The following is a 25,626-nucleotide window of genomic DNA, read 5'->3' as shown; positions in this document are numbered from 1 at the left end:
ATAAGATATCAGGGGCTGTTGCCTAAAAAGTGGCAATGGTCCTTGTTTTTAGGTGGAGGACATATGGAAAGTATAGCGGAGATAAAAAAAGTATTTGCTGATGCTGATATAAGTGAATATTCGGGGCTTATCGAGAAGTATGGCGACGATGAGAGAGATGGGGTAAAGAAGATCATAGCGTCCGCTCAGAAAAAGATCAATGCTCTTGAAAAGGAAAAAGCCCGCAGCTATAAAATGTTTGAATTTGAGAGAAAATACGCTGATAAGGGATATATATGTGGTATAGATGAGGTCGGAAGAGGCCCGCTTGCAGGCCCTGTAGTGGCTGCTGCAGTCATTCTTCCAAAGGACTGTGATATTTTATACCTCAACGACTCCAAGCAGCTCACACCGAAGAAGAGGGAGGCTCTATACGATGAGATCATGGCGAAGGCTGTAGCTGTAGGCGTGGGTATGGCAAACGAGAAAGTAATTGACGAGATAAATGTTCTCAATGCAGATTACGAGGCGATGAAGCAGGCTATATCGAAGCTTCAGGTTAAACCACAGCTCCTGTTAAACGATGCGGTTAATATTCCGGGTGTTGATATCGAGCAGGTAGGCATAATAAAAGGTGATACGCTGTCTGCGTCGATTGCGGCAGCAAGTATAATTGCAAAGGTTACAAGGGACAGGCTTATGGTTGAGTATGACAGTCTGTATCCGGGTTATGGATTTGCAAAAAACATGGGATATGGTACGGCAGAGCACATTGATGCGCTCAAGAAGATCGGTCCGTGCGCAATACACAGAAGGACGTTTATCAAGAACTTTGTATAACAATTGTTCATCACACATATATTCATGGAAAGGTGAAATGATGTATAACAGCAGAGCAACCGGTAATGAAAAGGAAGCTTTAGCTGCTGATCATCTGGCTGGCAGGGGCTATGAGATCCTGTGCAGGAATTTCAGGGTGGCCAGCGGTGAGATAGATATAGTGGCAAAACACGATGGATATATAGTGTTTATCGAGGTGAAGTATAGGTCCGGAGTACATAAGGGCTTGCCGGAGGAGGCTGTCGATGTGCGCAAGCAGAGACAGATATGTAGGACTGCATTATTCTTCCTGAACAAATATGGATATGGAATGGACACCCCGGTTAGATTTGATGTGATAACCATACTTGGTGAGGATATACATCATATAGAAAATGCATTTGAGTATTCGGGATATTGATAGGATGGCGGATATGGATATAAAGTATATTAGGAAAGACAATTCAACACATGTCCACACGGTGGATGGCGTGGATTATATATCATTTGACAAATTGGACAGAGCCGGAGTTGTAAATGCATTCTCCACCAGGATCGGCGGAGTGAGTGAGGGATATCTGGGTTCCATGAACCTGAGCTTCCACAGAGGCGATGATGCGGATCTGGTAATGGAGAATCACCGCAGATTTGCCACTGCAGTGGGGTATGATTACGAAAAGCTTGTGTTCTCAGATCAGGTGCATAAGACAGACATATATAAAGTTACAGAGAAGGATGCCGGAAAGGGAATAATCAGAGAGTCGGATATTCTGGAGATCGATGGACTTATGACGGATGTTCCGGGGATACCACTTATGACATTTTATGCGGACTGTGTCCCTGTATTGTTCTATGATCCGGTGAAAAAGGTTGTTGCGGCGAATCACTCCGGGTGGAAGGGAACCGTCAGCAAGATAAGCGGACATATGATAAACAGATTGAAGTCTGAATATGGAACATCTCCAGAGAATCTCATTTGCGCCATAGGACCTTCTATATGCAAGAATTGCTATGAGGTGAGTGAAGATGTAGCTGAACGCTTTATGGCGGCATATACGGAAGCAGAGGCGGCTCAGATCGTATTTAGCAAGGGTAATGGCAAATATCTGCTTGATCTCCACAAGGCCAACTATTACAATCTTGTTGATTCAGGTGTAAAACCTGAGAATATTGACGTGACAAATATATGTACATGCTGTAACAGCGAATGGCTTTTTTCACACAGGGCGAGCAAAGGCCTGCGGGGTAATCTTGCGGCAGTGATCATGCTCCCTGAATGATAGGGCGTTATTCATTTGCTGCAGCTTTTGATCAGTAGACAATTAATATAAAAGAGGAAATTATGGAACATATTGTAAAGGAAATACTTGAGGGAAGTATAGCCCAGGAGATGGAGATCGAACCGGGAGATAATATTCTGGCGGTCAATGACCATCCTATAGAGGATATATTTGACTATCAGTATCTCATAAATGACGAATATATAGAACTTCTCGTGAGGAAGTCTGACGGCGAGGAGTGGCTTCTGGAGATAGATAAGGATTATGACGAGGATCTAGGGATTGTTTTTGAAAATTCCCTGATGGATAATTACAAGTCTTGCTATAACAAGTGCATATTCTGCTTTATCGATCAGAACCCGAAAGGTATGAGAGACACTATATATTTCAAGGACGATGATTCCAGACTGTCATTTCTTCAGGGAAATTATATTACCCTTACTAATATGAAGGAAAAGGATATTGACAGAATAATCAATTATCACCTTGCTCCGATAAATATATCGGTGCACACTACCAATCCCAAGCTGCGCTGCAGTATGCTGAACAACAGATTTGCCGGTGCCATACTTGACTATATAAGGAAATTTTATGAAGCTGGTATTCCTATGAATGGACAGATAGTTCTGTGCAAGGGGATAAATGATGGGGAGGAATTGTGGCGTACGATCTCTGATCTTATGGAGTTTGTTCCTGTTATGGAGAGCTTATCCGTGGTCCCTGTCGGTTTGTCAGATTACAGAGATGGCTTGTTCCATCTTGAACCGTTCAACAGAGAGGACGCCTGCGAGGTTATTGATATAATAGAACATTTTCAGAAAAAGGCATTTGAAAAGCATGGCACACATTTTGTCCAGGCAAGTGATGAATGGTATATAAATGCTGGCAGGGATTTCCCTGAGGCTGACAGGTATGATGGCTTTATCCAGCTTGAAAATGGTGTGGGCATGGTGAGACTGCTCATAGATGAGTTTGATGAAGAGTGGAGCTGCGTAGAGGGCGATGACAGAGAGTATGAGGTGTCCATGGTTACTGGAGTGCTCGTATATGATTCCATAAAGCTCCTTGCTAACAGGATCCCTGAGAAGTTCCCTAATGTGAAGGTGCATCTGTATAAGATCATTAATGATTTTTTTGGACATAGAATAACCGTGACAGGATTGCTTACGGGTGGAGATATAAGAAAGCAGCTCACAGGAAAGCCTCTTGGGCAGCGGCTTATACTGCCTTCCAATACTCTTATGGCGGATGAGCCAAAATTCCTTGATGATGTGACGCTTGCAGAGCTCACAGATGCTTTACAAGTCGATGTTTGTATTGTAGAATCAAGTGGTGCTGATTTTATTCATGCAGTAATTGGCGATGATATGTAATTAATTATATATGGAGGAAGATAGAATGAGTAAACCTATAGTTGCCATAGTGGGCAGACCCAATGTAGGTAAATCAACTCTGTTCAATGTGCTTGCCGGAGAAAAGATATCCATAGTTCAGGATACACCGGGAGTTACGCGAGACAGAATTTATGCTGATATCAACTGGCTGGATTACAATTTCACTCTGATAGACACAGGAGGAATTGAGCCGGAGTCAGACAATATTATACTTAAGAGCATGAGAGAACAGGCAGAGATAGCCATAGAGACAGCGGACGTCATCCTGTTCATGACGGATGTCAGACAGGGAATGGTTGATGATGATGCCAAGGTTGCCGATATGCTCAGAAGATCCAAGAAACCTATAGTTCTCGTTGTCAACAAGGTAGACAGCTTTGAAAAGTTCATGCCGGATGTGTATGAGTTCTATAATCTTGGACTTGGAGATCCACATCCTATATCAGGTTCATCCAGACTTGGAATAGGAGATATGCTCGATGAGGTGGTATCACACTTCAATGAGTCTGCAAAGGATGACACGGAGGATGAGAGACCTAGAATCGCCATCATAGGAAAGCCAAACGTAGGAAAATCTTCTATAATTAATAAGCTTCTCGGTGAGGACAGGGTTATTGTATCAGATATAGCCGGAACCACAAGAGATGCCGTGGATACAGAGATCGTCAGAAATGGCAGAGAATATGTATTCATAGACACAGCGGGACTCAGACGAAAGAGCAAGATTAAAGAGGATATAGAGAGATACAGTATCATAAGAACAGTATCAGCGGTTGAGAGATGTAATGTTGCAGTCCTCGTAATAGACGCAACGGAGGGAATAACCGATCAGGATGCCAAGATCGCGGGAATCGCACATGATCGTGGCAAGGGAATGATAATAGCTGTGAACAAATGGGATGCTATCGAGAAGAATGACAAGACCATATATAAGTTTACAGAGGAGATCAGAAACAAGCTTTCATACATGCCGTATGCGGAGCTGCTCTTCATATCAGCCCAGACCGGACAGAGACTTCCAAAGCTGTTCGAGACCATAGATGCTGTTATAGAGAATCATTCACTCCGCATAGCTACTGGTGTTCTGAATGAGATTATGAGTGAGGCGGTTGCTATGCAGCAGCCACCATCAGATAAGGGTAAGAGACTTAAGCTCTATTATATTACCCAGGTGTCAGTTAAACCTCCTACATTTGTCATATTTGTAAATGACAAGGAGCTTATGCATTTCTCATATACACGTTATATAGAGAACAAGATAAGAGAATCCTTTGGATTCAGAGGTACACCTCTAAAATTCATAATCAGGGAGAGGAAAGAGAAGTAGTCATGGAGATGTTGATTAGGGCTATATGTCTGGTTGGGGGCTATGGAGTAGGACTCATTCAGACAGCGTATATTTACGGCAGGATAAAAGGTGTTGATATAAGAAAGTATGGAAGTGGAAATGCGGGAACGACAAATGCACTGAGAGTTCTTGGAAAGAAAGCTGGACTGATAGTTTTCCTGGGGGATTTCCTCAAAGGAATAATCGCCTGCTCACTGACACATATCATACTTGGCCAGCTAGGTATAGGTAATGCATACATGTTCGTACTGTATACAGGGCTTGGAGTTGTGCTTGGTCATAACTTCCCATTCTATATGCAGTTCAAGGGCGGAAAGGGAATTGCTGCCAGCGGCGGAATGATAGTAGGTCTGTGGGACTGGAGATTGGTAGTGATACTCCTTGCAGCGTTCGTTATAAGTGTTGTGATAACAAGATATGTATCGGTTGGATCACTTACGATCATGATCGGATTCTTCATATTATACACAGTATTTGCAATTCATGGAGATTATAATTTCACATCGAATGCAAAAATGATCGAAGGAATAATCATGGCGGGAATCATAGCCGGAATGGCCGTGATAAGACATTGGCAGAATATCAAGAGACTGATAGCGGGAACGGAGAATAAGTTGTCGTTTGGTTCTAAGAAGGCTTGATGGAAAGCGGAAGCGAATAGAGAGTTATTGAATCTCCTCCTTACTGGATAAAACAGGAAGGAGGGGATTTTTTGTAGTGAGCAACGTTTTATAGATGTCTGGATAAAACAAAATCAGATAACATAATGAGTATACATAAAACCGAGATTATGGTTATGTGATATTTATACGCAGTGAAATGTGTATTAAAAACTGTTGATTAGAATAATGTGAGTTTACATAACTAGCCCGAAATCTAAAAATACAGTAAAAATTTGCAAAAACATCCATGTATTGTCACTATAGACTGGATTAAATGATGAAAAAAAGTTAAAATAGAAAAAAATGATTCAAGGATTGAAAAAAGAAATATAAATATTTTGGAGGTATTTTACGATGAAAATAGGTGTTCTCGGAGCAGGTGGATGGGGTTCTGCACTTGCTAATCTGCTGGCAGGAAATGGACACGAGGTTATAGTGTGGTCTATAGATGAGAGAGAGGTTGCCATGCTCAAGGAATTTCATGAGCAGAGAGACAGACTTCCGGGCGTTATACTTAACAGCAGTATTGAATATACAACAGATGCGTCAAAGGCTGTTATTGGTCAGAAGATGATAGTGTGCGCAGTGCCTTCTCCGTTTGTCAGAAGCACAGCAAAGAACATCGCTGACAAGGTGAGCAACGGACAGCTTATCGTGAATGTCAGCAAGGGAATAGAAGAGTCCACACTCAAGGCTCTCGTGGAGATCATTGAGGAAGAAATCCCACAGGCTAAGGTGGCTGTCCTTTCGGGTCCGTCACATGCAGAGGAAGTAGGCCGCGGAATACCTACAACGGTAGTTGCCGGTGCCCGTGATATAGAGATTGCAAAGACAATCCAGAACGCATTTATGAACGATTATTTCAGGGTATATACAAGCACTGATGTGACTGGTATTGAGCTGGGTGGTTCAGTGAAGAATGTAATAGCTCTGGCAGCCGGAATATCAGATGGACTTGGACTTGGCGACAACACGAAGGCTGCTCTTATGACCAGAGGAATGGCGGAGATCATGAGACTTGGACTTGCCATGGGCGCAGATGTCAAGACGCTGTCAGGACTTTCAGGAATGGGAGATCTTATAGTTACATGTACATCCAAGCACAGCCGTAACAGGAATGCCGGATATCTCATCGGTCAGGGTAAGACCTATGAGGAAGCTATGGCGGAGGTCAAGATGGTTGTTGAGGGTGTTTATTCTGCCAAGGCAACACTGGCACTTGCCAGGGAGCATGGGGTTGAGATGCCTATCGTTGAAGCAGTCAATAACGTATTATTTAATGGCATGACGGCAAAAGAGGCTCTCACAGAGCTTCTCAACAGAGACAGAAAGAGTGAATTGTAATCGATTATATTTTATATGTTTGATATATTTCGATAGATTATGCTGCCGAAGAATAGTAGTACAAAATCACCTAATAATTAAACGATAAAGTAAATGTGAACAAAAAAGCAACAGAAAACTGTTCTTTTTGTTCACAAACTGTTTACAATTACCATGTGTTATGATAAATTTAAAGCAAGTGTGTAAGTCGAAAAATAATTAGAAAAGAGGTATTACAATGGCAAAAACTACGAAAAAGCTTATAGCACTGCTGCTGGCGGTAGTTATGATAACTACGTTGATTTCGCCTTCTAATTATAGTTGGTCCAATGCGGCCGAGACGAGAGGGGGAGACGCATACGCCACGGCTACTGATTCGATAGCAATGCTGTCGAGTGCAGCAGTAACCGGAAATCTTGAAGATTATATTACTGGAGCTACGATTGCTGATAAAGCAGGTAATATATATGGTAGCAGTTCCAGACCGTCCACAACGCCGCTTCCTGTAGATCCAAATGATCCTACAAAAGCCGGTGTAGATATCCAGATGTCTATGGATATAGTGTTTCCGGAAAATGTTGTTAATAGCATAGTGGAGTCTGGTGAAGATGCAACATTTACTTATACGATGCCGGATACCATAAAGTTTAATTCCGATATTCTGAATGAGAATATAACTGATGGAAGTGGTAACAGGATCGGTTCGTATTCAGTTGTGAACGGAGTCCTTACTGCGACGATCGATCATACAGCACTCGAGGGGGGAGCCCAGCTCAAGGCTTTCTTCAAGGCGTGGATCGATATGGATCTCACAAAGTACAATGAGAAAAACCAGGTCGAGAACAAATTCACAAGCACTGTGATTGTGACTGTGGATGTGGATTTCAAGCCTGATGTGGATGTGAAGAAGACCGCATCCGAGGGTAGAGTTACAGATCCTAAGGATGGATATGTATACTTTGACTATACCGTAGAAGTTTCATCCAACCATGGAAGTGCCAGTGAGGATCTGAACTTTAGTGATGTTATAGCCAACGACATAGCAGGTGTCATACCTGAAGTTACAGATATAAAGGTGATTAAGTCTGACAACACAGACTGCAGCTCATCACTCACATATAACAGTAGTACCTCTACTATAGAAGGAACTCTTCCTGCACTCGGTGCAAAGGAGTCATATAAGATAACCTATACAGTAAAGAGTAAAGTCGATGATCTTTCTCAGGACGTGATCAATCTGAACCAGAGCAATATTGCAGAGGCTAAGAATTCAAAGGTTGATGATAAGGATCAGACCAACAAGGGCTACAAATATGTGAAGGACGGTGCCACAGATCTCAAGGTTACAAAATCCTCAGATGGTGTGAGCATTGATCCTGACGATCACAAGATAATTTACAAGTACAAGGTTATAGTAAGTTCTGAGTATGGAAGCGATGGTGATATTACACTTGATGATATTCTTGCAAATGAACTTGACTCAAAACTTGGATCTGATGCCAAGAGAACAGTACAGAATGTTACATGCAAGCTCAAGGACAGCAACGGACAGTACACGGATGTCACAGCAAATGGATATGTGACTCCTGCAACAGGAACCATAGGAAATGGTGAAACAGTTATAAATGGAAAGCTTCCGAAGCTTGACGCTAATTCACAGTATGAGATCACATACGAGGTTATTGTCTCAGATATTGCCGATGACATCGGAAGCATAAATGTACACAATAAGAATTGTGTAGACGTGTCAGATGATTCACATGACGAGCATACTGATAACGACAGCAGTACATGGTACAATGCCGGCAAGTCTACAGCATCCATAAGTAAGACCGGTTCACTGTCAGGTGACAAGTCAACCATAACATGGACAGTAACCGTGAATGCGGATAAGAAGAAGAATCTGACAGGAATGTCAGTATCGGATATACTCACAAAGAATGGGACAGAGCTCACAGACGAAAAGACGTGCAGCGTATCCATAAATGACACAGATGTTTCAACCACTATCAATCTTCCTGCAAGCTTTGTGGAAGAGAATGGTAAACTTTATTTGACGGATGGAACTTCAAGGGTTGATGTGACAGAGAACAAATCCAAGATCGTGTTCACCTACACAACAGATTCATCCAAGCTTGATAAGCTGACTGATGTTTATAAGAATGTAGCGACAATAGAGAAGAACGGAGTTACGGACAGCGCCGAGGCGACTGTAGAGGTGGCCGGTGATTCAGTAAAGAAGGAATTCGTATCAGAGACGGAGAACGATGATACATATACCCTTGCATGGAAGTCTACAATATCTGGCGTTGACAAGCTCAATGCGAATGATACATATACTGACTCTGTAACATATGATAATGGAGCACTTCCAAAGCATTACTTTACGGCAGATCAGATAAACGGACTTACAATAGCTGGCCTCACAGAGGGAGTTGACTACAAGGTAAAGGTAACATACGCTGACTTCTCAAATGTATGGGCACCAACGCTTTCAACTATTGACAGCGTTGCAGATGTTCCGGCATCATCTGATAACTACATAATAGGATATACAATAGAATTCCTCAGAGATATAACAGGCACGGAGGAGACCCCGATAGATTATGTTATCACATATAATACGACAGTAAAGTCTGACAGCAAGTATACGGCAGTCAACAAGGGTACTCTTACTATTGATGGTTCATCCAAGACATCACAGGATTCACATCCTGTATCTGGAATAACGAAGGGGTCTGTTGTAGAGAAGTACAGCTACACTAATGGTACTGATGAGAAAGAAAGCATTGTAGGATATGACAAGGCTAACAATGTGTTCGTATATAAGGTAGTTCTCAACGGTGACTTTGCGTATGGAGATGGAGACAGACTTTCCTTTACAGATACACTTCCTGCAGGAACTGAGCTCGATACTACATACCTTAAGAGTGATATGCTTCCAGAGGGTGTAGGAGAGACTATTGGCCATGCTGGAATATATTTTGTTTCTTATTATGCAGATAATAAGACGAGACCTCAGACAGGTGCAAATAATTATATAGAGAACTTTAATGTGGCAAGCAACAGTATTAGTTTTGACATAAAGTCACTTGAGTTTTATACCATAAATGTCAAGGTTGTTGTCTACTATGCAGTCAAGGTCACAAAGGATATATCATCCGTTGTTGGTGGCAGTGACGTGGAATTCACCAACAATTGTTCGGCAACAGTTGTCAGAACCGACGGTTCAACTAAGACCAAGGATGACAGCGCAAAGGTTACTGTGACTGGACCGAATATTACCAAAACTGCAGGAAACTATGATAATGACACCAACAGTATTGAATATACTGTGCATATCAATGAGAAGGGTGAGGCTCTTGGCAATACAGGATCCATAACTGTAGTTGACAAGTATGACTACAGCAATGCGGATGCAGTAAAGAGAGTATTTATCAAGGATGGTTCGTTTAAGCTTCTGTACGCAGATACAGGCGCTGAAGTTCCGGCGGACAAATACAGCTATACATATGCAGATGATACGACAGCTAAGATGTCTACACTGACACTCACCATGCCGGATGAGACAAAGTTTATTCTGAAGTATACATATACTCTTGTATATACAGGTAAGCTTACAGCGGATGTTAAGAACAGCGTTGGTATTCTTGGATCTACAAGTTCGGCAGATTCGTCATCGACGGACACGAACATCAATGATCAGGATTCATCAATGGGAACTGATACAGAGCAGTTTAATCTTTCGATAATAAAAACTGACTCTATAATGACAGGAATCAAGCTTGCTGGTGCGAAGTTTGAGCTTTACAGATATGGTGATCCAAACAACAGTGCAGACACTAACTGGAATCTCATGGTACCTGGAAGCGATGAGGAAAGAGTAACTAACGAACAGGGAAGACTTACATTATCAAGTTTGTATTATAATTACTATTACAAGCTTATAGAGGTGGAAGCACCAGAGGGTTATGAGAAGCTCACAGATCCTATATACATATATGAGAACAATATCTCATCCAGCCTGACAGGACCGAAACCTGCTGAGGTGACAACTGATTCTATCTCAGACATAGTCCTTGACAGCAAAGGTTCACAGGATTATACACTGCCAGTAGATAACACTCCTGAGAACAGAAAGATAACTGTTAAAAAGGTATGGAAGGATGCCGCAGGTGGAACACTGAAGGATATTCCGGTTGACAGTATAACAGTTAAGATCTATGCATCAACTAATCCATCAAGTTACGACAAGAACACAGATCCTGTTGTAAAGACAATTACCTTAAATAGTGCAAATAAGTGGACAAGCGATGAGATAGAGCTTAAAGTAGCTGATGCAAATGGCAACTACCTCTACTACTTTGCAGAAGAGGATTTCGATAATGCTGATTACCAGGTCACAATAAGTAATAATGGAACAGCAACCGGAACGATCACCATCACGAACACCAATACAAAGGTGACAAATGAGACGATCGATATTCCTGTAACCAAGAAGTGGGATGACAGCGACAACATTCTGTCAGCGAGACCAAAGAACATCAAAGTTACACTTGCCACAGAGGATGCGGCGGGCAATATAACAAAGATCGTTGACAAGACACTTACACTCAATGATTCAAATAACTGGAGTGGAACATTTACAGATCTTGATAAGAAGGATGCCGATGGCAATCTTATCAACTACACTGTATATGAGAATGACGTAGAAGGATATACAAGCGATGTTCAGCTCACAAAGGATGAGAACGATGTAGTTACCGCTGCAACGATCACAAACAAGCTGAATGTTGGAAGCCTTGTTATCACGAAGTTCTTCAGCGGAGACCTCGATGATACAAAGCTCACAGATGCACAGAAGAAGCAGATCACATTTACAATATCAGGCCCTGAGGGATACAAGGGACCTACAATCGTAACATATGATCAGTTTTACTTAGGAAGCTACGTTATCAATAATGCTCCATATGGAAAATACACTGTAACAGAGACAAGTGCAGCGTTTGATGGATATACACATAAAGTTACATATACTGTAGGTTCATCAACAGGCAATACGGCTGCGGATGTTGTTATTTCATCATCGTCATCATCACTTGTGACTGTGGCGAATGAATACAAGGCATTTATCACGGTAAGTGGAACCAAGGTTTGGGATGACAATAATAATCAGGATGGCAAGCGAGCTGAGGATATTAAAGTCCGTCTTATGAATGGAACGACTGAGGTCGCAAGTAAGACGGTTACCCCTGATGCGTCAGGTAACTGGAATTTCAGCTTTGCTGATCTTCCAAAGTACGATGATAACGGCAATGAGATAGCTTATACCGTTAAAGAGGATGCGGTTGCGGGTTATGATACCAAGATAACCGGCGACGTGAAGACTGGATTTGTCATCACCAACAGTCATACACCTGAGACAATTGATATCAGCGGAACAAAGACATGGAATGATGCAGATAACCAGGACGGAAAGAGAGCTCCTGAGATTACAGTAAGACTTCTTGCAAATGGCAATGAGGTTGCTTCAAAGAAGGTTTCAAAGAATGATAACTGGAAGTACAGTTTCACAGATCTTCCTAAGTATGACAACGGATCAGAGATCGTGTATACAATAACAGAGGATGCTGTTAAAGATTATACAACTTTGATAGATGGATATAACATCACCAACAGCTACACACCTGGTAAGACAAGCATTTCAGTGACAAAGGTTTGGGATGATAACAATAATCAGGATGGCAAGAGAGAAACCAGTGTTAAGGTCAAGCTCCTTGCTGATGGATCAGATGTTGCAGATTCAGAAGTAACACTGAATGCCGATAACAACTGGACAAACACATGGAACGATATTCCACTTAAGTCCGGCGGTAAGGATATAACATATACTGTTGAAGAGACAAGCAATGTGCCAGGATATAAGGCTGAAGTTACAGGAGATGTCAAGACAGGTTTCACTGTTACCAATAGTCATACACCTGAGACTATTGATATCGAGGGAACCAAGACCTGGAATGATGCAAATGATCAGGATGGTAAGAGACCTAAGAGCATCACAGTAAATCTCCTTGCAAATGGTCAGACTTACAAGACAAAGACTGTTACAGAGGCAGAAGGTTGGAAGTACAGCTTTACAGGTCTTCCAAAGTACAGCAATGGTCAGGAGATAAAGTATACCATCACAGAGGACAGTGTGGAGGGATATACAGCAGCTCCAAATGGTTATGATATTACAAACACACATGTTCCAGAGACTACAGATGTCAATGTCACGAAGATCTGGGATGACGCTGGAAATCAGGACGGCAAGAGGGCAAAAGAAATCACTGTCAAATTATTTGCTGATGGCACAGAGGTTGCCGGTTCAGAGGTAACTCTTAAAGAGGACAACAACTGGACGTATACATGGAAAGATCTTGCAGTTTATAAGAACGGTACAGCTATAGGTTATACAGTAGATGAGACAGCCACAGTAACCGGATATACGAAGAAGGTCACGGGTGATGCCAAGACAGGATTTGTAATAACCAACAGCTACACACCAGAGACCATCAATATAGCTGGTACAAAGACATGGGATGATGCAAACAATCAGGATAGAAAGAGACCTGAGAGCATAACTGTAAATCTTCTTGCGGATGGTCAGTTATACAAGACAAAGACTGTTACAGCTGAGGAAGACTGGAAGTATAGTTTCAAAGATCTTCCAAAGTATAGCAGTGGCAACAAGATAGTTTATATCATTACAGAGGATGCGGTCGGTGATTATGCTACTGTAATAGACGGATATAACATTACAAACACATATACACCGGCAAAGACAAGTGTATCAGTCACAAAGAGCTGGGATGATGCAAACAATCAGGACAGAAAGAGACCTACGAGTGTAAAGGTTCAGCTGCTTGCGAACGGAATAGCAGTAGATGGCTCAGAGACTATATTAAAAGCAGATAACAACTGGACACATACATGGACAGATCTTGACGTGAACAAGGATGGAGCTGCGATAGCTTACACTGTAGAAGAAACAGATATTACTGAAGGATATACTCCAGTGATAACCAGAGATATGACAACAGGATACACAGTTACGAACAGCTACACACCAGAGACGACATCAGTAAAGGGCGTTAAGATCTGGGACGACGGTGAGAATCAGGATGGTATCAGACCTCCAAGTATCACAGTCAACCTGATTGCAAACGGAACAAAGATCAAGAGTCTTGAAGTCACAGCAGCAAATGACTGGAAGTTTAGTTTTACAGACCTTCCTAAATATGCATATGGATCAGAGATAACATACGAAGTAACTGAGGACGCTGTTTCCGAATACACTACAGCTGTGACAGGAGACGCAGAAAACGGATATACATTTACCAATAGTCACACGCCTGAAACGATCAATATAGAAGGAACAAAGACCTGGAACGATGCAAACGATCAGGATGGCAAGAGACCAGGAAAGATTACGGTAAATCTTCTTGCAGATGGAGACATATATGCTACGAAGGAAGTAACTGAGGCAGATGGTTGGAAGTACAATTTCACGGATCTTCCAAAGTACAAAAATGGCAATAAAATCACGTACACCATCACAGAGGATACTGTTGAGGACTATCAGACACTTGTCAACGGATATGATATCACGAACAGTTATACGCCAGGAAAGACAAGTGTATCAGTTACAAAGGCCTGGGATGATGCTGATAACCAGGATGGCAAGAGAGCTAGAAATATAAAAGTAAGACTTCTTGCCGACGGAAACGTAGTTGCAGATTCTGAGGTGGATCTCAGTGATGCCAACAACTGGAGTCATACATGGAGTGATCTTGATATCAACAAGAATGGATCACCTATTGAATATACTGTTGAAGAGATTACATCGGTTGAAGGATATGCAACAGTTATCACAGGATCTGCGAAGACCGGTTATATCATCAAGAACAGTTACACACCAGAGACAACTTCAATAAGTGGTAAGAAGATATGGAATGATGCAAATGATCAGGATGGTAAGAGACCAGGAAAGATCACAGTAAATCTTCTTGCAAACGGAGTGAAGGTGGCTGATAAGGAAGTTACAGCTGCGAACGGCTGGAAGTACAGCTTTACAGATCTTCCAAAGTACGCAGGTGGCAACGAGATCACATACGGTATCACAGAAAATGCTGTTGAGGATTATCAGACACTTGTAAATGGATATGATATCACGAACAGTTACACACCAGGAAAGACAAGTGTATCAGTTACAAAGGCTTGGGATGATGCCGACAATCAGGACGGCAAGAGAGAGAGTTCAGTAAAGGTTGAACTCCTTGCTGATGGAACTCCTGTCGTTGGATCAGAAACAACTCTCAGTGCTGACAACAACTGGACATATACATGGGCAGGACTTGATGTCAAGAAGAGTGGTGTGAATATCGTCTACAGTGTAAGAGAGATAACCGCAATTGATGGATATACAACCACAGTCACAGGCGATGCTGAGACAGGATTCACAATAAAGAACAGCTATACACCAGAGACGACATCAGTGAGCGGCAGCAAGACATGGGATGATGCGGACGATCAGGACGGCAAGAGACCTGGAAATATCAAGGTAAACCTTCTTGCAGATGGCAGCGTATATGCTACAAAGACGGTAACCGAGGCAGAAAACTGGGAGTATAGTTTTACAAATCTTCCAAAGTATAGAGATGGTGGAATTCAGATCAAGTATTCTGTATCTGAGGTTGATGTACCAGAATATACAGGTGTGGTTACAGGTTATAATATCACGAACAGTTACACACCGGGAAAGACAAGTGTATCAGTTACAAAGAAGTGGAGTGATAACGATAACCAGGACGGCAAGAGAACACCTAGCGTAATGGTTCGTCTTCTGGCTGATGGACAGGTTGTAGCTGGCTCTGGGGTAACACTCAGCGAGGCAAATAACTGGACACATACATGGAACGCTCTTGACGAGAAGAAAAATGGACAGACCATCGGCTACACAGTTGAGGAGACTACAACTATAGATGGTTACACAACAGTCATAACAGGAAATGCAGCTGATGGATATGTGGTTGACAATCAGCACACACCTGAGACGATCAATGTATCAGGCACTAAGACGTGGATTGATGACGATGATCACGATGGTCAGAGACCAGATTCAATAACAGTTAAGCTTCTTGCAGATGGTACTGTTATAAAGAGCCTCGTGGTTACAGCAGATACTGACTGGAATTACAGCTTTACAGATTTACCAAAGTACAAAGATAATGGAACCCTGATCAAGTATTCTGTATCAGAGAATGCTGTTTCGGGATACAAGGCATCTGTTACTGGATATGACATAACAAACACATACAAACCAAATGTTATAAAACTTACCAAGACCATAAATGGAGATATTACAGCAGATGATGCAGCGGCAAATGTAACGTTCAATGTTACAAACAATGCAGGCTACAGTAAGATCATAAAGCTTACAGACTCTGAGGTGGCAAAGCTTGGAAATGGCAAGTATGAGATAACTCTTGTAAATGTGCCGGATGGTACATATACAGTTGAGGAAACATCATATGCATATGATGGAGCAGCGGTAACAGTCAGCTATACTGTGGATGGAATAGACGGTGAAGGAACAGATGCATCCGGAATAACACTTATTGGTGGAAATACAGCCGATGTAGAGTTCGTTGATACCTACAAGCTTGGCACTGTCAAGTTCACTAAGGCTGGACTTTATAAGGAGTCATGTGCTGAAGAACCTGATGATGTAAAAATGCTTGATGGTGTAGAGTTTGCGCTCTATGAGGGTACAGATACAGAGTGTGAGAATCCTGTAATGACAGCAACAAGTGTAAATGGTGTTGTGACATTCAAGGATCTTAAGATTGGTACGTATCTTGTAAAAGAGAGTAAGACTATCGGAGATTATATTATCGATAACACAGTCTACACAGCAGAGGTAACAGAGGCAAACATTGACACTTATGCAGTGTTAAATGGTGTTCAGGATAACACACTGATAAATGATCTTCCTAGAACAGATCTCAAGATAGAGAAGGTTGCAGAGGAGAACAATGGCATAAAGCTTCCAAATTCAGTATACGGACTCTACAAGGAGAACGAGAATGGTGAGGAAGAGCTTGTCGCTAAGGCTACAACAGACAGCAACGGAGTTCTCAAGTTTGACGGTATTTTGATCGGCACAGAGTATACGATCAGAGAGATACAGGCGCCGGATGGATACTATGTATCTGAACAGCCAATATCAATCAAGTTCAAGAAAGATGAGAACGGAAAGATTACAGTTGAATCATTTGACGGTGGTTTTAATACTGACACAGGTAAAGTCACAGCCAGAGTTGATGAGAATGGAAACATTACATGGCTTGAACCTTCAGTAAAATACAGCTTTGAGAAAGTAGATGAGGATGGTGTTCCTGTAAAGGGCGCAACACTTCGACTCGAGGATGCTGATGGAAAACTCATTGATGAGTGGGTAACAGATGGCAGTGCGCATGAAGTCAACAATGTACTTGTAATTGGCAAGATCTATGCACTCATAGAGGTTAAGGCTCCTTCGGGCTATGACAAGGCTGATGATATACTGTTCACAGTTTCTGATGATAAGGTTGCAGCCGGTGAGGATATTGTAGTGACTATCACAATGGTTGATAAGAAGACAACAACGACCGAGACTACGGAAACCACAGAGACAACCGAGACAACACAGACAACTGAAATAACAACAGAGGACAAGAACAAGCCGGATACTGGTGACAGAGCTCCTGTTGTACCAATAGCAGTTGTGCTCTTAATAAGTCTTGCCGGATGCGGTGTTATTGTGGCATCTAAAAAGAGAAAAGATAATCAGAGCAGCAAGTAATACAAAGCTGTGACATGTCCCCCGGGAATATCACCTTATATGGTGGTATTCTGGGGGATTTTTTTGTTCATAAAACAGCAGTTACATTCATATGCTATATATAGAAAATGACCGTAGATCTATTGTGTTTACAGTAATATAATTATGTAAATAAATAGCATGTCAGGAGGATGTATGGAGGAGTATCAGGTATATCAGGATATCAAGGCGAGAACAAACGGAGAAATATACATCGGCGTAGTCGGTCCGGTGAGAACAGGAAAATCCACATTTATAAAAAGATTTATGAACCAGATGGTTATTCCTAACATTTCAGGGGAAAATGACAGGCAGCTTGCACAGGATGAACTGCCGCAGTCGGCATCAGGAAAGACCATAATGACGACTGAGCCAAAATTTATACCAAAGGAAGCTGTATCAATCAATGTTGCTGACAATCTGGATATGAAGGTAAAGATGATCGATTGCGTGGGATATGTCGTCAAGGATGCCGAGGGTCAGTTTGAGGATGGCAAGGAGAGAATGGTGAGAACGCCGTGGTTTGACTATGACATTCCGTTTTCCAAGGCGGCGGAGATAGGCACAAACAAGGTTATAAATAACCATTCAACTGTTGGGATTGTTGTGACCACGGATGGCAGCTTTGGTGAGCTTCCGAGGGAGAGCTATCTTGAAGCTGAGCAGAAGACTGTTGATGAGCTGAAGGCCATTGGGAAGCCATTTGTCATTCTTCTCAACACCGACAAACCATCCAGCAGTCAGACGGCCGCGCTCTCGGCAGAAATGAGCGATACATATGGTGCAAGTGTTATTCCGGTAAACGTGGAGCAGCTCAGAGAATCGGATATTACATATATTTTTACAGAACTTCTTATGAGCTTCCCTGTCACATCTATATATTTTGAGATACCGAAATGGCTTGAGGTTGTCGATGATGACAATGAGATCAAGAGCAGCGTTATATGTGATGCAGCCCAGATAATGGCGGCTGCAGACAGCCTGAGGGATATCGATCATATGGACTACCCTGAGAATGAATATGTCAAGAGGTATAAGTGTTCCAGCATAAATATGGCGGATGGATGTGTGAATATAGACGTCGATATCTACGATAATTATTATTACGCAATGCTGTCAGATATGATGGGCGCAGATATAACAAACGAGTACGATTTTATCACTGAGCTCAAATCCATGGCAGATAATCGTAAGTATTGTGTGAGTGTCATGGGAGCGCTTGAGCAGGTGAACAATGGAGGTTATGGCCTCGTTATGCCGGATAAGTCGAATGTCCAGCTCGGAAGTCCTGAGGTTATAAAGACCGGAGGAAAATTTGGAGTGAAGATATCGGCAAGCGCGCCATCGGTACATATGATCAAGGCGAATATCACCACCGAGATCATGCCTCTTGTGGGAAGCAAGGAGCAGGCGGATGATCTTGTCACATACATATCTGACAACAGCGATGATGGAGATATGTGGGGAGTTAATATATTTGGCAAGACCATAGAACAACTCGTTGACGATGGACTTAACAACAAGGTCAGCAAGATAGGTGCGGAGAGTCAGCAGAAGCTTCAGAATACCATGGAGAAGATCGTAAATGACGGAAATGGCGGAATGGTGTGCATAATAATATAAGATTGCATATTTATGGCAGGCTATGTTAAAATGTCTAAGGTGTTCTGGTGGATGCCTTAGACATTTGATTGTCCGGGCATGGAACATTATGGTGGTTATCAATTCAGGATGGAGACGTACATATGTCTGCGATAGATGTAAAGCTTAATGTATTTGAGGGTCCACTGGATCTTCTTTTGCATTTGATAGAGAAAAACAAAGTCAATATATACGATATTCCGATCGTCACTATCACAGAGCAGTATCTGGAATATGTGAACAACATGGAGGAAGAAGATCTTGACGTCATGAGCGAATTTCTGGTCATGGCGGCGACTCTGATCAAGATCAAGTCCAAGATGCTCCTGCCGAAGGATGAGGAGGATCCTGAGGATGAAGAGGATCCTAGAGAGGAGCTCGTCAGACGACTGCTTGAGTACAAGATGTACAAGTATGCTGCTGGTGAACTGAAGGATCTGGAGATTGAGGGAAACAAGGCATTTTTCAAGAAGGCGACCATACCGGCTGAGGTGAAGAATGTCAAGCAGGAGGTCGATCCTTATGAGTTGATCTCCAAGGCTGATGTGGATCTCCAGAAGCTCAATGAGATATTCAAATCGGTTATGCGTAAGCAGGTCGACAAGGTAGATCCGATACGAAGCAAATTCAAAGAGATCGAGAGGGAGGAGATTTCCCTTGAGGAGAAGATGGCGGAGGTAAGAGAAGAAGTCAGAGGACTGGAGGGCATAAACTTCAGGACATTGCTTGAGATGCAGGCATCAAAGATGAATATCATAGTCACATTCCTTGCCATACTTGAGCTTATGAAGATAGGCGCAATAGCGATCAGACAGGAAGATATATTCGGAGAGATAATCATTGATTCTCTGGATACTATATAGAGATGAGGTAACGATGAATAACGAAGATTTACAGAATGAGGAAATAGACGAAGTAAATACCCCTTCAGAAGAGAATGAGGAGGCCAGGACGGACAAGGAGTACAGTGACGATTATCTCACATCCGCCATCGAGGCTATACTTTTCTCAGTGGGTGAGTCTGTATCGATCGACAGACTTGCCTCAGCTCTTGAGATGGACAAGAGGAAGCTTACAAAGCAGCTTGAGGGTATCATATATAATTACAACAACAGCGACAGGGGTATCAGGATCATAGATCTTGACGGTTCGCTTCAGCTCTGTACGCGCAACGAATACTATGGAATTCTCGCCAAGGTTGTCAATACACCGAAGAAGCTTTCCCTCACGGATGTTGTTCTTGAGACTTTGTCTATAATTGCATACAAACAGCCGATAACAAGGCCCGAGATCGAGGCTATAAGAGGAGTTTCATGTGTACATGCCATAAACAAGCTCATAGAGTACAATCTCGTGCAAGAGGTTGGAAGACTTGATGCTCCTGGACGACCTATCATGTTTGGAACAACAGAGGAATTCCTCAGATGCTTTGGAGTGTCATCGACAAATGATCTTCCGATGATAAGCCCTGATAAGATAGAGGACTTCAAGAAAGAAGCGCTGGAGGAAGCAGATTTCACGCTCAGTGTAGATACGACATCCGAAGAATAACAGACATGTTCCTGTAATATAATATCATGACCAATATTATGAGGATATGACGGTATATGCATATGTTTTCTACAGGAAAAAGATCACGCATAAGGCGGTTTATGTTGCTTGTTGCAGCCTGGACTGCAGCAAGTCTGGTAATACAGTTTCTCGTTGGTAACAATATATTTATAAAAGCGTATGCTGAAGAAGACAATACAGCGGATGTACAGCTATTTGCCAGAAATGCGATTCTGCTGGATGGGGAGACTGGAGATATACTATATGACAAATGTAGTGATGAGCGCAGACCCAACGCCAGCACGACCAAGATACTTACATGTATACTTGCGATCGAGTGCGGGAATCTGGCGGATGATGTGACAGCTTCATCCTATGCATCCAAGATGCCTGAGGTCAGACTTGGGGTTCGTGACGGCGAGAAGTACACACTTGAAGACATGTTGTACGCCATGATGCTCGAGAGCTACAACGACGCCGCTGTAGTCATAGCGGAACATATCGGTGGCAGTGTGCAGCACTTTGCGGAGATGATGAACGCAAAGGCTGAGGAGATAGGCTGCCATTCTACATATTTTATCACGCCAAATGGTCTGGATGCCCAGGACGAAAATGGCGTCCATGGCACCTCTGCGGAGGATCTTGTCAGGATCATGAGGTATTGTATTCTTATTTCACCCCAAAAGGATGAATTTCTGAAGATTACCCGAACAAAATCATACACATTCACTGATAATACCGGAAATAGAACATTTGCATGCATTAATCACAATGCATTTCTCGATATGATGCCATGCGCATTGTCAGGAAAGACCGGCTTTACCTGCGATGCTGGATATTGCTATATAGGAGCTGCGGAGGTTGAGGGACATACATATATATGGGCTCTCCTTGGCTGCGGATGGCCGAATAATAAGACTTATAAATGGAAAGATTCCAGGGCACTTGTGGCATTTGCGCAGGAACACACCATATACACGGAGCTTAAGGCGCCTGCTCCGCCTGACATCAGGATAACATATTCATCGGGCTCGTCGGCAGATGGAAGCACAGCGACAAAATGCAGGCTGAACAGGACTGTGACAGCATCTGAAGGTAGTATACAGTATGTATACAAAGTCGCGGATACATTAAAGGCACCTGTGCATAAAGGCGCTGTGGCCGGTTCGCTTGAAGTGTACCTGGACGATGAACTTATAGATGTTGAGAATGTTATTGTGTCCGAGGAGATAGCAGATGTGACATTTAAGGATGAGATAATAAAAGTTTTATATCGTGCTGCAATGTAACATTTGCCTGGCACAGGCATATCCTAAATTATCAATAATATAAGGGCGGTGCACTGAGGTATGGATATGGATTGTGTATACTACGTGGTAGGCGGTGACAGGAGAAGCTGCTATATGTCTCTCAGTCTGGCGGAGAAAGGCAGTAATGTGTTTCATTTCGATCCATATGATGCCGATCTGCTGAGACATTCGCCGGTCACCATTATTTCGGGGGCTTCAGGAGTGGGCTTTCGCAGACTGATAGAGGGCGAATGTGCGTCTCCATCTGTAGAAATGCTGAAAGCTATCATTCTTCCTGTGCCTGTTACGAGGGATGGTGAATTTGTCAACGGCAGAACCCTTCTCACCGTGAACAGCATTCTGGAATGCAGCAAGGAATTTGACATTGTGTTTGGAGGCGGGATAGGCAAATATATGTCTGATACAAACGAAAATAGTCCTTATGTATTTGATTTTCTTGCAGATGATGTTGTGGCCGAGAGAAATGCAGTTGCAACCGCGGAGGGGGCAGTCTGCGATGCGGAGGAGCTGTCTGATATTAATATAGACGGAAGCGTATGTCTGGTGACGGGATTTGGCAAATGTGCCAGGGTTCTTGCCGAAAGGCTTGCATCCTGGGGAGCAGATGTAATAGTTATGGCAAGACGTCCAAAGCAGAGGAGTGATGCGGCGCTCATAGGCTACAAGGTTATGTCATTTGAGGATATTCCGATATATAGGCATATACTGTCAGAAGTGGATTTTTGCTTCAATACAGTACCTGCGAGAGTTGTATGTGAAGATATCCTGTCTCTGCTCAGCAGACATGCGGTTGTAATAGATATAGCATCTATGCCGGGAGGGGTGGATTTTGATTATTGCAAGGAACATGATATTCCTTATAAACACAGCCTGGGAATCCCGGGTAAGCTGTCTCCAAAGACCTCGGGGATGATTCTTGCCGATGCAGTGGTAGAGGCAGTGTCGGCTCACCGCTGAAATGGATTTGTATGAACTGACGCTTAATAAATAGGAGTGTATATAACATGGATTTATCAAAGTGCAATGTAGGTATGGCTATAACCGGTTCATTTTGTACCTTTGATAAGATTAAGATAGAAATAAAGAAAATGGTTGAGATGGGAATAAATGTGTATCCGATATTCTCGCCTCACTCCGCAGAGTACGACACAAGATTTGGAAAAGCTGACAAATTCGTAAATGACGTTGAGACGATAGCAGGGAGAAAAGGCATTTACACCATACAGGAGGCTGAGCCTATAGGCCCCAAGTCCTATCTTGATGCGCTGGTCATAGCACCTTGTACCGGCAACACCATCGCCAAGCTGACAAATGGCATAACTGACACCGCGGTGCTCATGGCGGCAAAGGCGCATCTGAGGAACAATAAGCCGCTCATCATATCGATTTCGACAAATGATGCCATGGGTATGAACTTCAAGAATATCGGTCAGCTCATGAACATGAAAAATATTTATTTTGTTCCATTTGAACAGGATAACTGTGTGAAAAAACCCAATTCACTCATAAGCAGACTTGATCTAATCCCAGCCACCATAGAGGAGGCTCTTGAGGGAAGGCAGATACAGCCGGTTCTCATAAAGTAGTTTCACTGCACCCGATAGGGTATAAGTTTGTTGCTTATTGCGGCTATTATACCCTATCGGGTGTAGTTTTGTTTTATATAATATTTTTTATACCCGTTATGGTATAAAAAATATTATATTTGATTGAAATTATACCTTATCGGGTGTAATATATAAGGAGAATAGCGTATAAGGAGAATAGCGTATAAGAAGAATCACGTGTAAGAGAAATCACGTGTAGGAGGAATCACATATAAGAGGTAATAACGATGAATAAGATAGCTGAATTTATAAAGACTAACAGAAAAGAAGCGGGTCTTACACAGGAAGAATTTGCAATAAGATCAGGCCTTGGACTCAGATTTGTCCGCGAACTTGAACAGGGGAAAGAAACTGTGCGTATGGACAAGGTCAATGAAGCTCTTGCAATGTTCGGCATGGAGGCGGTTCCAGGGAGAAAGGATGATTGATGGTGGATAATACTTTTAGAACGGCTTATGTATATATAAGAAATGAATTTGCGGGAATTTTATGTGAGACCGACGAGGGATATACATTTTCTTACGATGAAGAATATCTTGAGAGAGAAAATGCCAGTGCTGTATCACTTACCATGCCATTGTCGAAGGACATGTATCGATCCAAGACTTTATTTTCTTTTTTTGATGGACTAATCCCCGAGGGCTGGCTGCTTGATGTTGTCAGCAGAAACTGGAAAATAGATGTAAGGGACAGGTTTGGATTGCTGCTTGTTGCATGCCGCGATGCGATAGGCAATGTAAGTGTCATGGAGGATCGCGTATGAATTGTTTGTGCTGTGGAAAAACTTTGAAAAATGACGACGGAACAGGCTGGCATAAAGCTTGTGTGAAGAGATTTTTTACGACGACTAAGCTGCCAGATATAGATATAGATGATCAGAAACTAAAAGTCCTTGCAGAGGAAAGTATAAACAAGGGTTATACGGTCCCGGGTGTGCAGAAGAAACTGTCGTTACACCTGCTTTCTGAACCAGGTAATCCAAGACTTACATTGGTAAACTACCCAACAGGATATATACTTAAACCTCAGGTTGATCAATTTAAAGCGATGCCTGAAGCGGAGCAGCTTGTGATGTCTATGGCTGATATGATAGGAATTTCAACGGTGCCGCATGCATTGATCAAAGGAAATGGGCAGATGGCATATATTACTAAAAGAGTGGATAGGATATTCGAGAAAACAACTGTTGAAATGCTTGCAATGGAAGATTTCTGTCAGTTGGACTATCGTCTTACACAGGACAAATATAAAGGTTCATACGAGCGATGTGCAAAGATCATAGAAAAATATTCAAGTCGTGTAGGTCTGGATATGGCAGAATTCTATATGAGAATTGTATTTTCTTTCGTGACTGGCAATTCCGATATGCATTTGAAGAATTTTTCGCTTATTGAAACAGAGGTGGGAAGCGGAGATTATGTTCTCTCACCAGCCTATGATCTGCTGCCGGTAAATGTTATCATGCCTGAGGATACAGAGCAATTGGCGATACCGATGAATGGGAAAAAGAGAAATGTGAGAAGAAAAGATTTCCTTATATTTGCTGATGTATGTGGTTTAAGTCGGATATCAGCGGAGAAGATGATAAGTTTGGTAGTTAAAAATAAGGATAAAATGAAAAAGATGTGTGACGAATCTTATATACCTGAAAAAATGAAATCAGACTTCAATCATTTGATTGAGGAAAGAATGCTGATTTTGGCAGATTGATAAAAATTTAATATAATACGAAATCCCAGAAGTTACTTACTATCGAAATGTGATTCGAAATGTGACTTCTGGGATTTTGGTTGACTGACATAAGATAGT

17 protein-coding genes are annotated in these 25,626 nt (G+C 42.3%); all 17 read left to right on the top strand.

Features of this window, described 5'->3' with window-relative positions; translation table 11 throughout:
* The first annotated feature begins 63 nt into the window (after nt 1-63).
* Complete coding sequence (locus tag DWW70_RS01885; RefSeq protein WP_015534984.1) at nt 64-819, top strand: ribonuclease HII; 756 nt, start codon at nt 64-66, stop codon at nt 817-819.
* Nucleotides 820-859: 40 nt separating this feature from the next.
* On the top strand, nt 860-1,219 hold the full coding sequence (locus DWW70_RS01880) for a YraN family protein (RefSeq protein ID WP_015534983.1): 360 nt from the start codon (nt 860-862) through the stop codon (nt 1,217-1,219).
* A gap of 13 nt (nt 1,220-1,232) precedes the next feature.
* Nucleotides 1,233-2,078 (top strand): peptidoglycan editing factor PgeF, encoded by an 846-nt coding sequence (gene pgeF / locus DWW70_RS01875; protein WP_055222865.1) that lies wholly within the window; start codon nt 1,233-1,235, stop codon nt 2,076-2,078.
* A gap of 62 nt (nt 2,079-2,140) precedes the next feature.
* Nucleotides 2,141-3,451: a DUF512 domain-containing protein gene (locus tag DWW70_RS01870; RefSeq protein WP_015534981.1), complete on the top strand. Its 1,311-nt coding sequence runs from the start codon at nt 2,141-2,143 to the stop codon at nt 3,449-3,451.
* A 25-nt stretch (nt 3,452-3,476) separates the two neighbouring features.
* Complete coding sequence (gene der / locus DWW70_RS01865) at nt 3,477-4,799, top strand: ribosome biogenesis GTPase Der (protein WP_117874205.1); 1,323 nt, start codon at nt 3,477-3,479, stop codon at nt 4,797-4,799.
* 2 nt (nt 4,800-4,801) lie between these two features.
* Complete coding sequence (plsY, locus tag DWW70_RS01860) at nt 4,802-5,461, top strand: glycerol-3-phosphate 1-O-acyltransferase PlsY (RefSeq protein ID WP_015534979.1); 660 nt, start codon at nt 4,802-4,804, stop codon at nt 5,459-5,461.
* 375 nt (nt 5,462-5,836) lie between these two features.
* Nucleotides 5,837-6,826, top strand: a complete 990-nt coding sequence (locus DWW70_RS01855; RefSeq protein WP_022216421.1) for an NAD(P)H-dependent glycerol-3-phosphate dehydrogenase — start codon at nt 5,837-5,839, stop codon at nt 6,824-6,826.
* A gap of 217 nt (nt 6,827-7,043) precedes the next feature.
* Nucleotides 7,044-17,690 carry a Cna B-type domain-containing protein gene (locus tag DWW70_RS15305; RefSeq protein WP_118649159.1) on the top strand — a complete coding sequence of 3,549 codons (10,647 nt, stop codon included), beginning with the start codon at nt 7,044-7,046 and terminating at the stop codon, nt 17,688-17,690.
* Between the two features lie 174 nt (nt 17,691-17,864).
* Nucleotides 17,865-19,331 carry a stage IV sporulation protein A gene (spoIVA, locus tag DWW70_RS01845; RefSeq protein ID WP_118649158.1) on the top strand — a complete coding sequence of 489 codons (1,467 nt, stop codon included), beginning with the start codon at nt 17,865-17,867 and terminating at the stop codon, nt 19,329-19,331.
* A 122-nt stretch (nt 19,332-19,453) separates the two neighbouring features.
* Nucleotides 19,454-20,212: a segregation and condensation protein A gene (locus DWW70_RS01840; RefSeq protein ID WP_022216424.1), complete on the top strand. Its 759-nt coding sequence runs from the start codon at nt 19,454-19,456 to the stop codon at nt 20,210-20,212.
* Between the two features lie 13 nt (nt 20,213-20,225).
* Nucleotides 20,226-20,900 carry an SMC-Scp complex subunit ScpB gene (gene scpB / locus DWW70_RS01835; protein WP_015534975.1) on the top strand — a complete coding sequence of 225 codons (675 nt, stop codon included), beginning with the start codon at nt 20,226-20,228 and terminating at the stop codon, nt 20,898-20,900.
* A gap of 101 nt (nt 20,901-21,001) precedes the next feature.
* Nucleotides 21,002-22,189 (top strand): D-alanyl-D-alanine carboxypeptidase family protein, encoded by a 1,188-nt coding sequence (locus DWW70_RS01830; protein WP_118649157.1) that lies wholly within the window; start codon nt 21,002-21,004, stop codon nt 22,187-22,189.
* Between the two features lie 60 nt (nt 22,190-22,249).
* The gene (locus DWW70_RS01825; RefSeq protein WP_117548930.1) at nt 22,250-23,167 is read left to right on the top strand and encodes a dipicolinate synthase subunit DpsA; all 918 of its coding nucleotides are present in this window, start codon (nt 22,250-22,252) and stop codon (nt 23,165-23,167) included.
* Between the two features lie 47 nt (nt 23,168-23,214).
* A complete protein-coding gene (locus DWW70_RS01820; protein WP_117548931.1) occupies nt 23,215-23,796 on the top strand; it encodes a dipicolinate synthase subunit B in 582 nt (193 codons plus the stop codon).
* A gap of 248 nt (nt 23,797-24,044) precedes the next feature.
* Nucleotides 24,045-24,245, top strand: coding sequence for a type II toxin-antitoxin system Y4mF family antitoxin (locus DWW70_RS01815; RefSeq protein WP_015534972.1), 201 nt, complete (start codon nt 24,045-24,047; stop codon nt 24,243-24,245).
* Complete coding sequence (locus DWW70_RS01810; protein WP_082418041.1) at nt 24,245-24,580, top strand: HipA N-terminal domain-containing protein; 336 nt, start codon at nt 24,245-24,247, stop codon at nt 24,578-24,580. Before DWW70_RS01815 ends, DWW70_RS01810 begins: the two co-directional genes overlap by 1 nt.
* Nucleotides 24,577-25,527, top strand: coding sequence for a HipA domain-containing protein (locus tag DWW70_RS01805; RefSeq protein WP_117548932.1), 951 nt, complete (start codon nt 24,577-24,579; stop codon nt 25,525-25,527). Before DWW70_RS01810 ends, DWW70_RS01805 begins: the two co-directional genes overlap by 4 nt.
* Nucleotides 25,528-25,626 lie beyond the last annotated feature (99 nt).

Source organism: Coprococcus sp. AF16-5 (assembly GCF_003479365.1).
GTDB classification, from domain to species: Bacteria; Bacillota; Clostridia; order Lachnospirales; family Lachnospiraceae; genus Coprococcus; species Coprococcus aceti.
The sequence above is the reverse complement of the archived record's forward strand: the minus strand, read 5'-3'. Positions and strand labels throughout refer to the sequence as shown.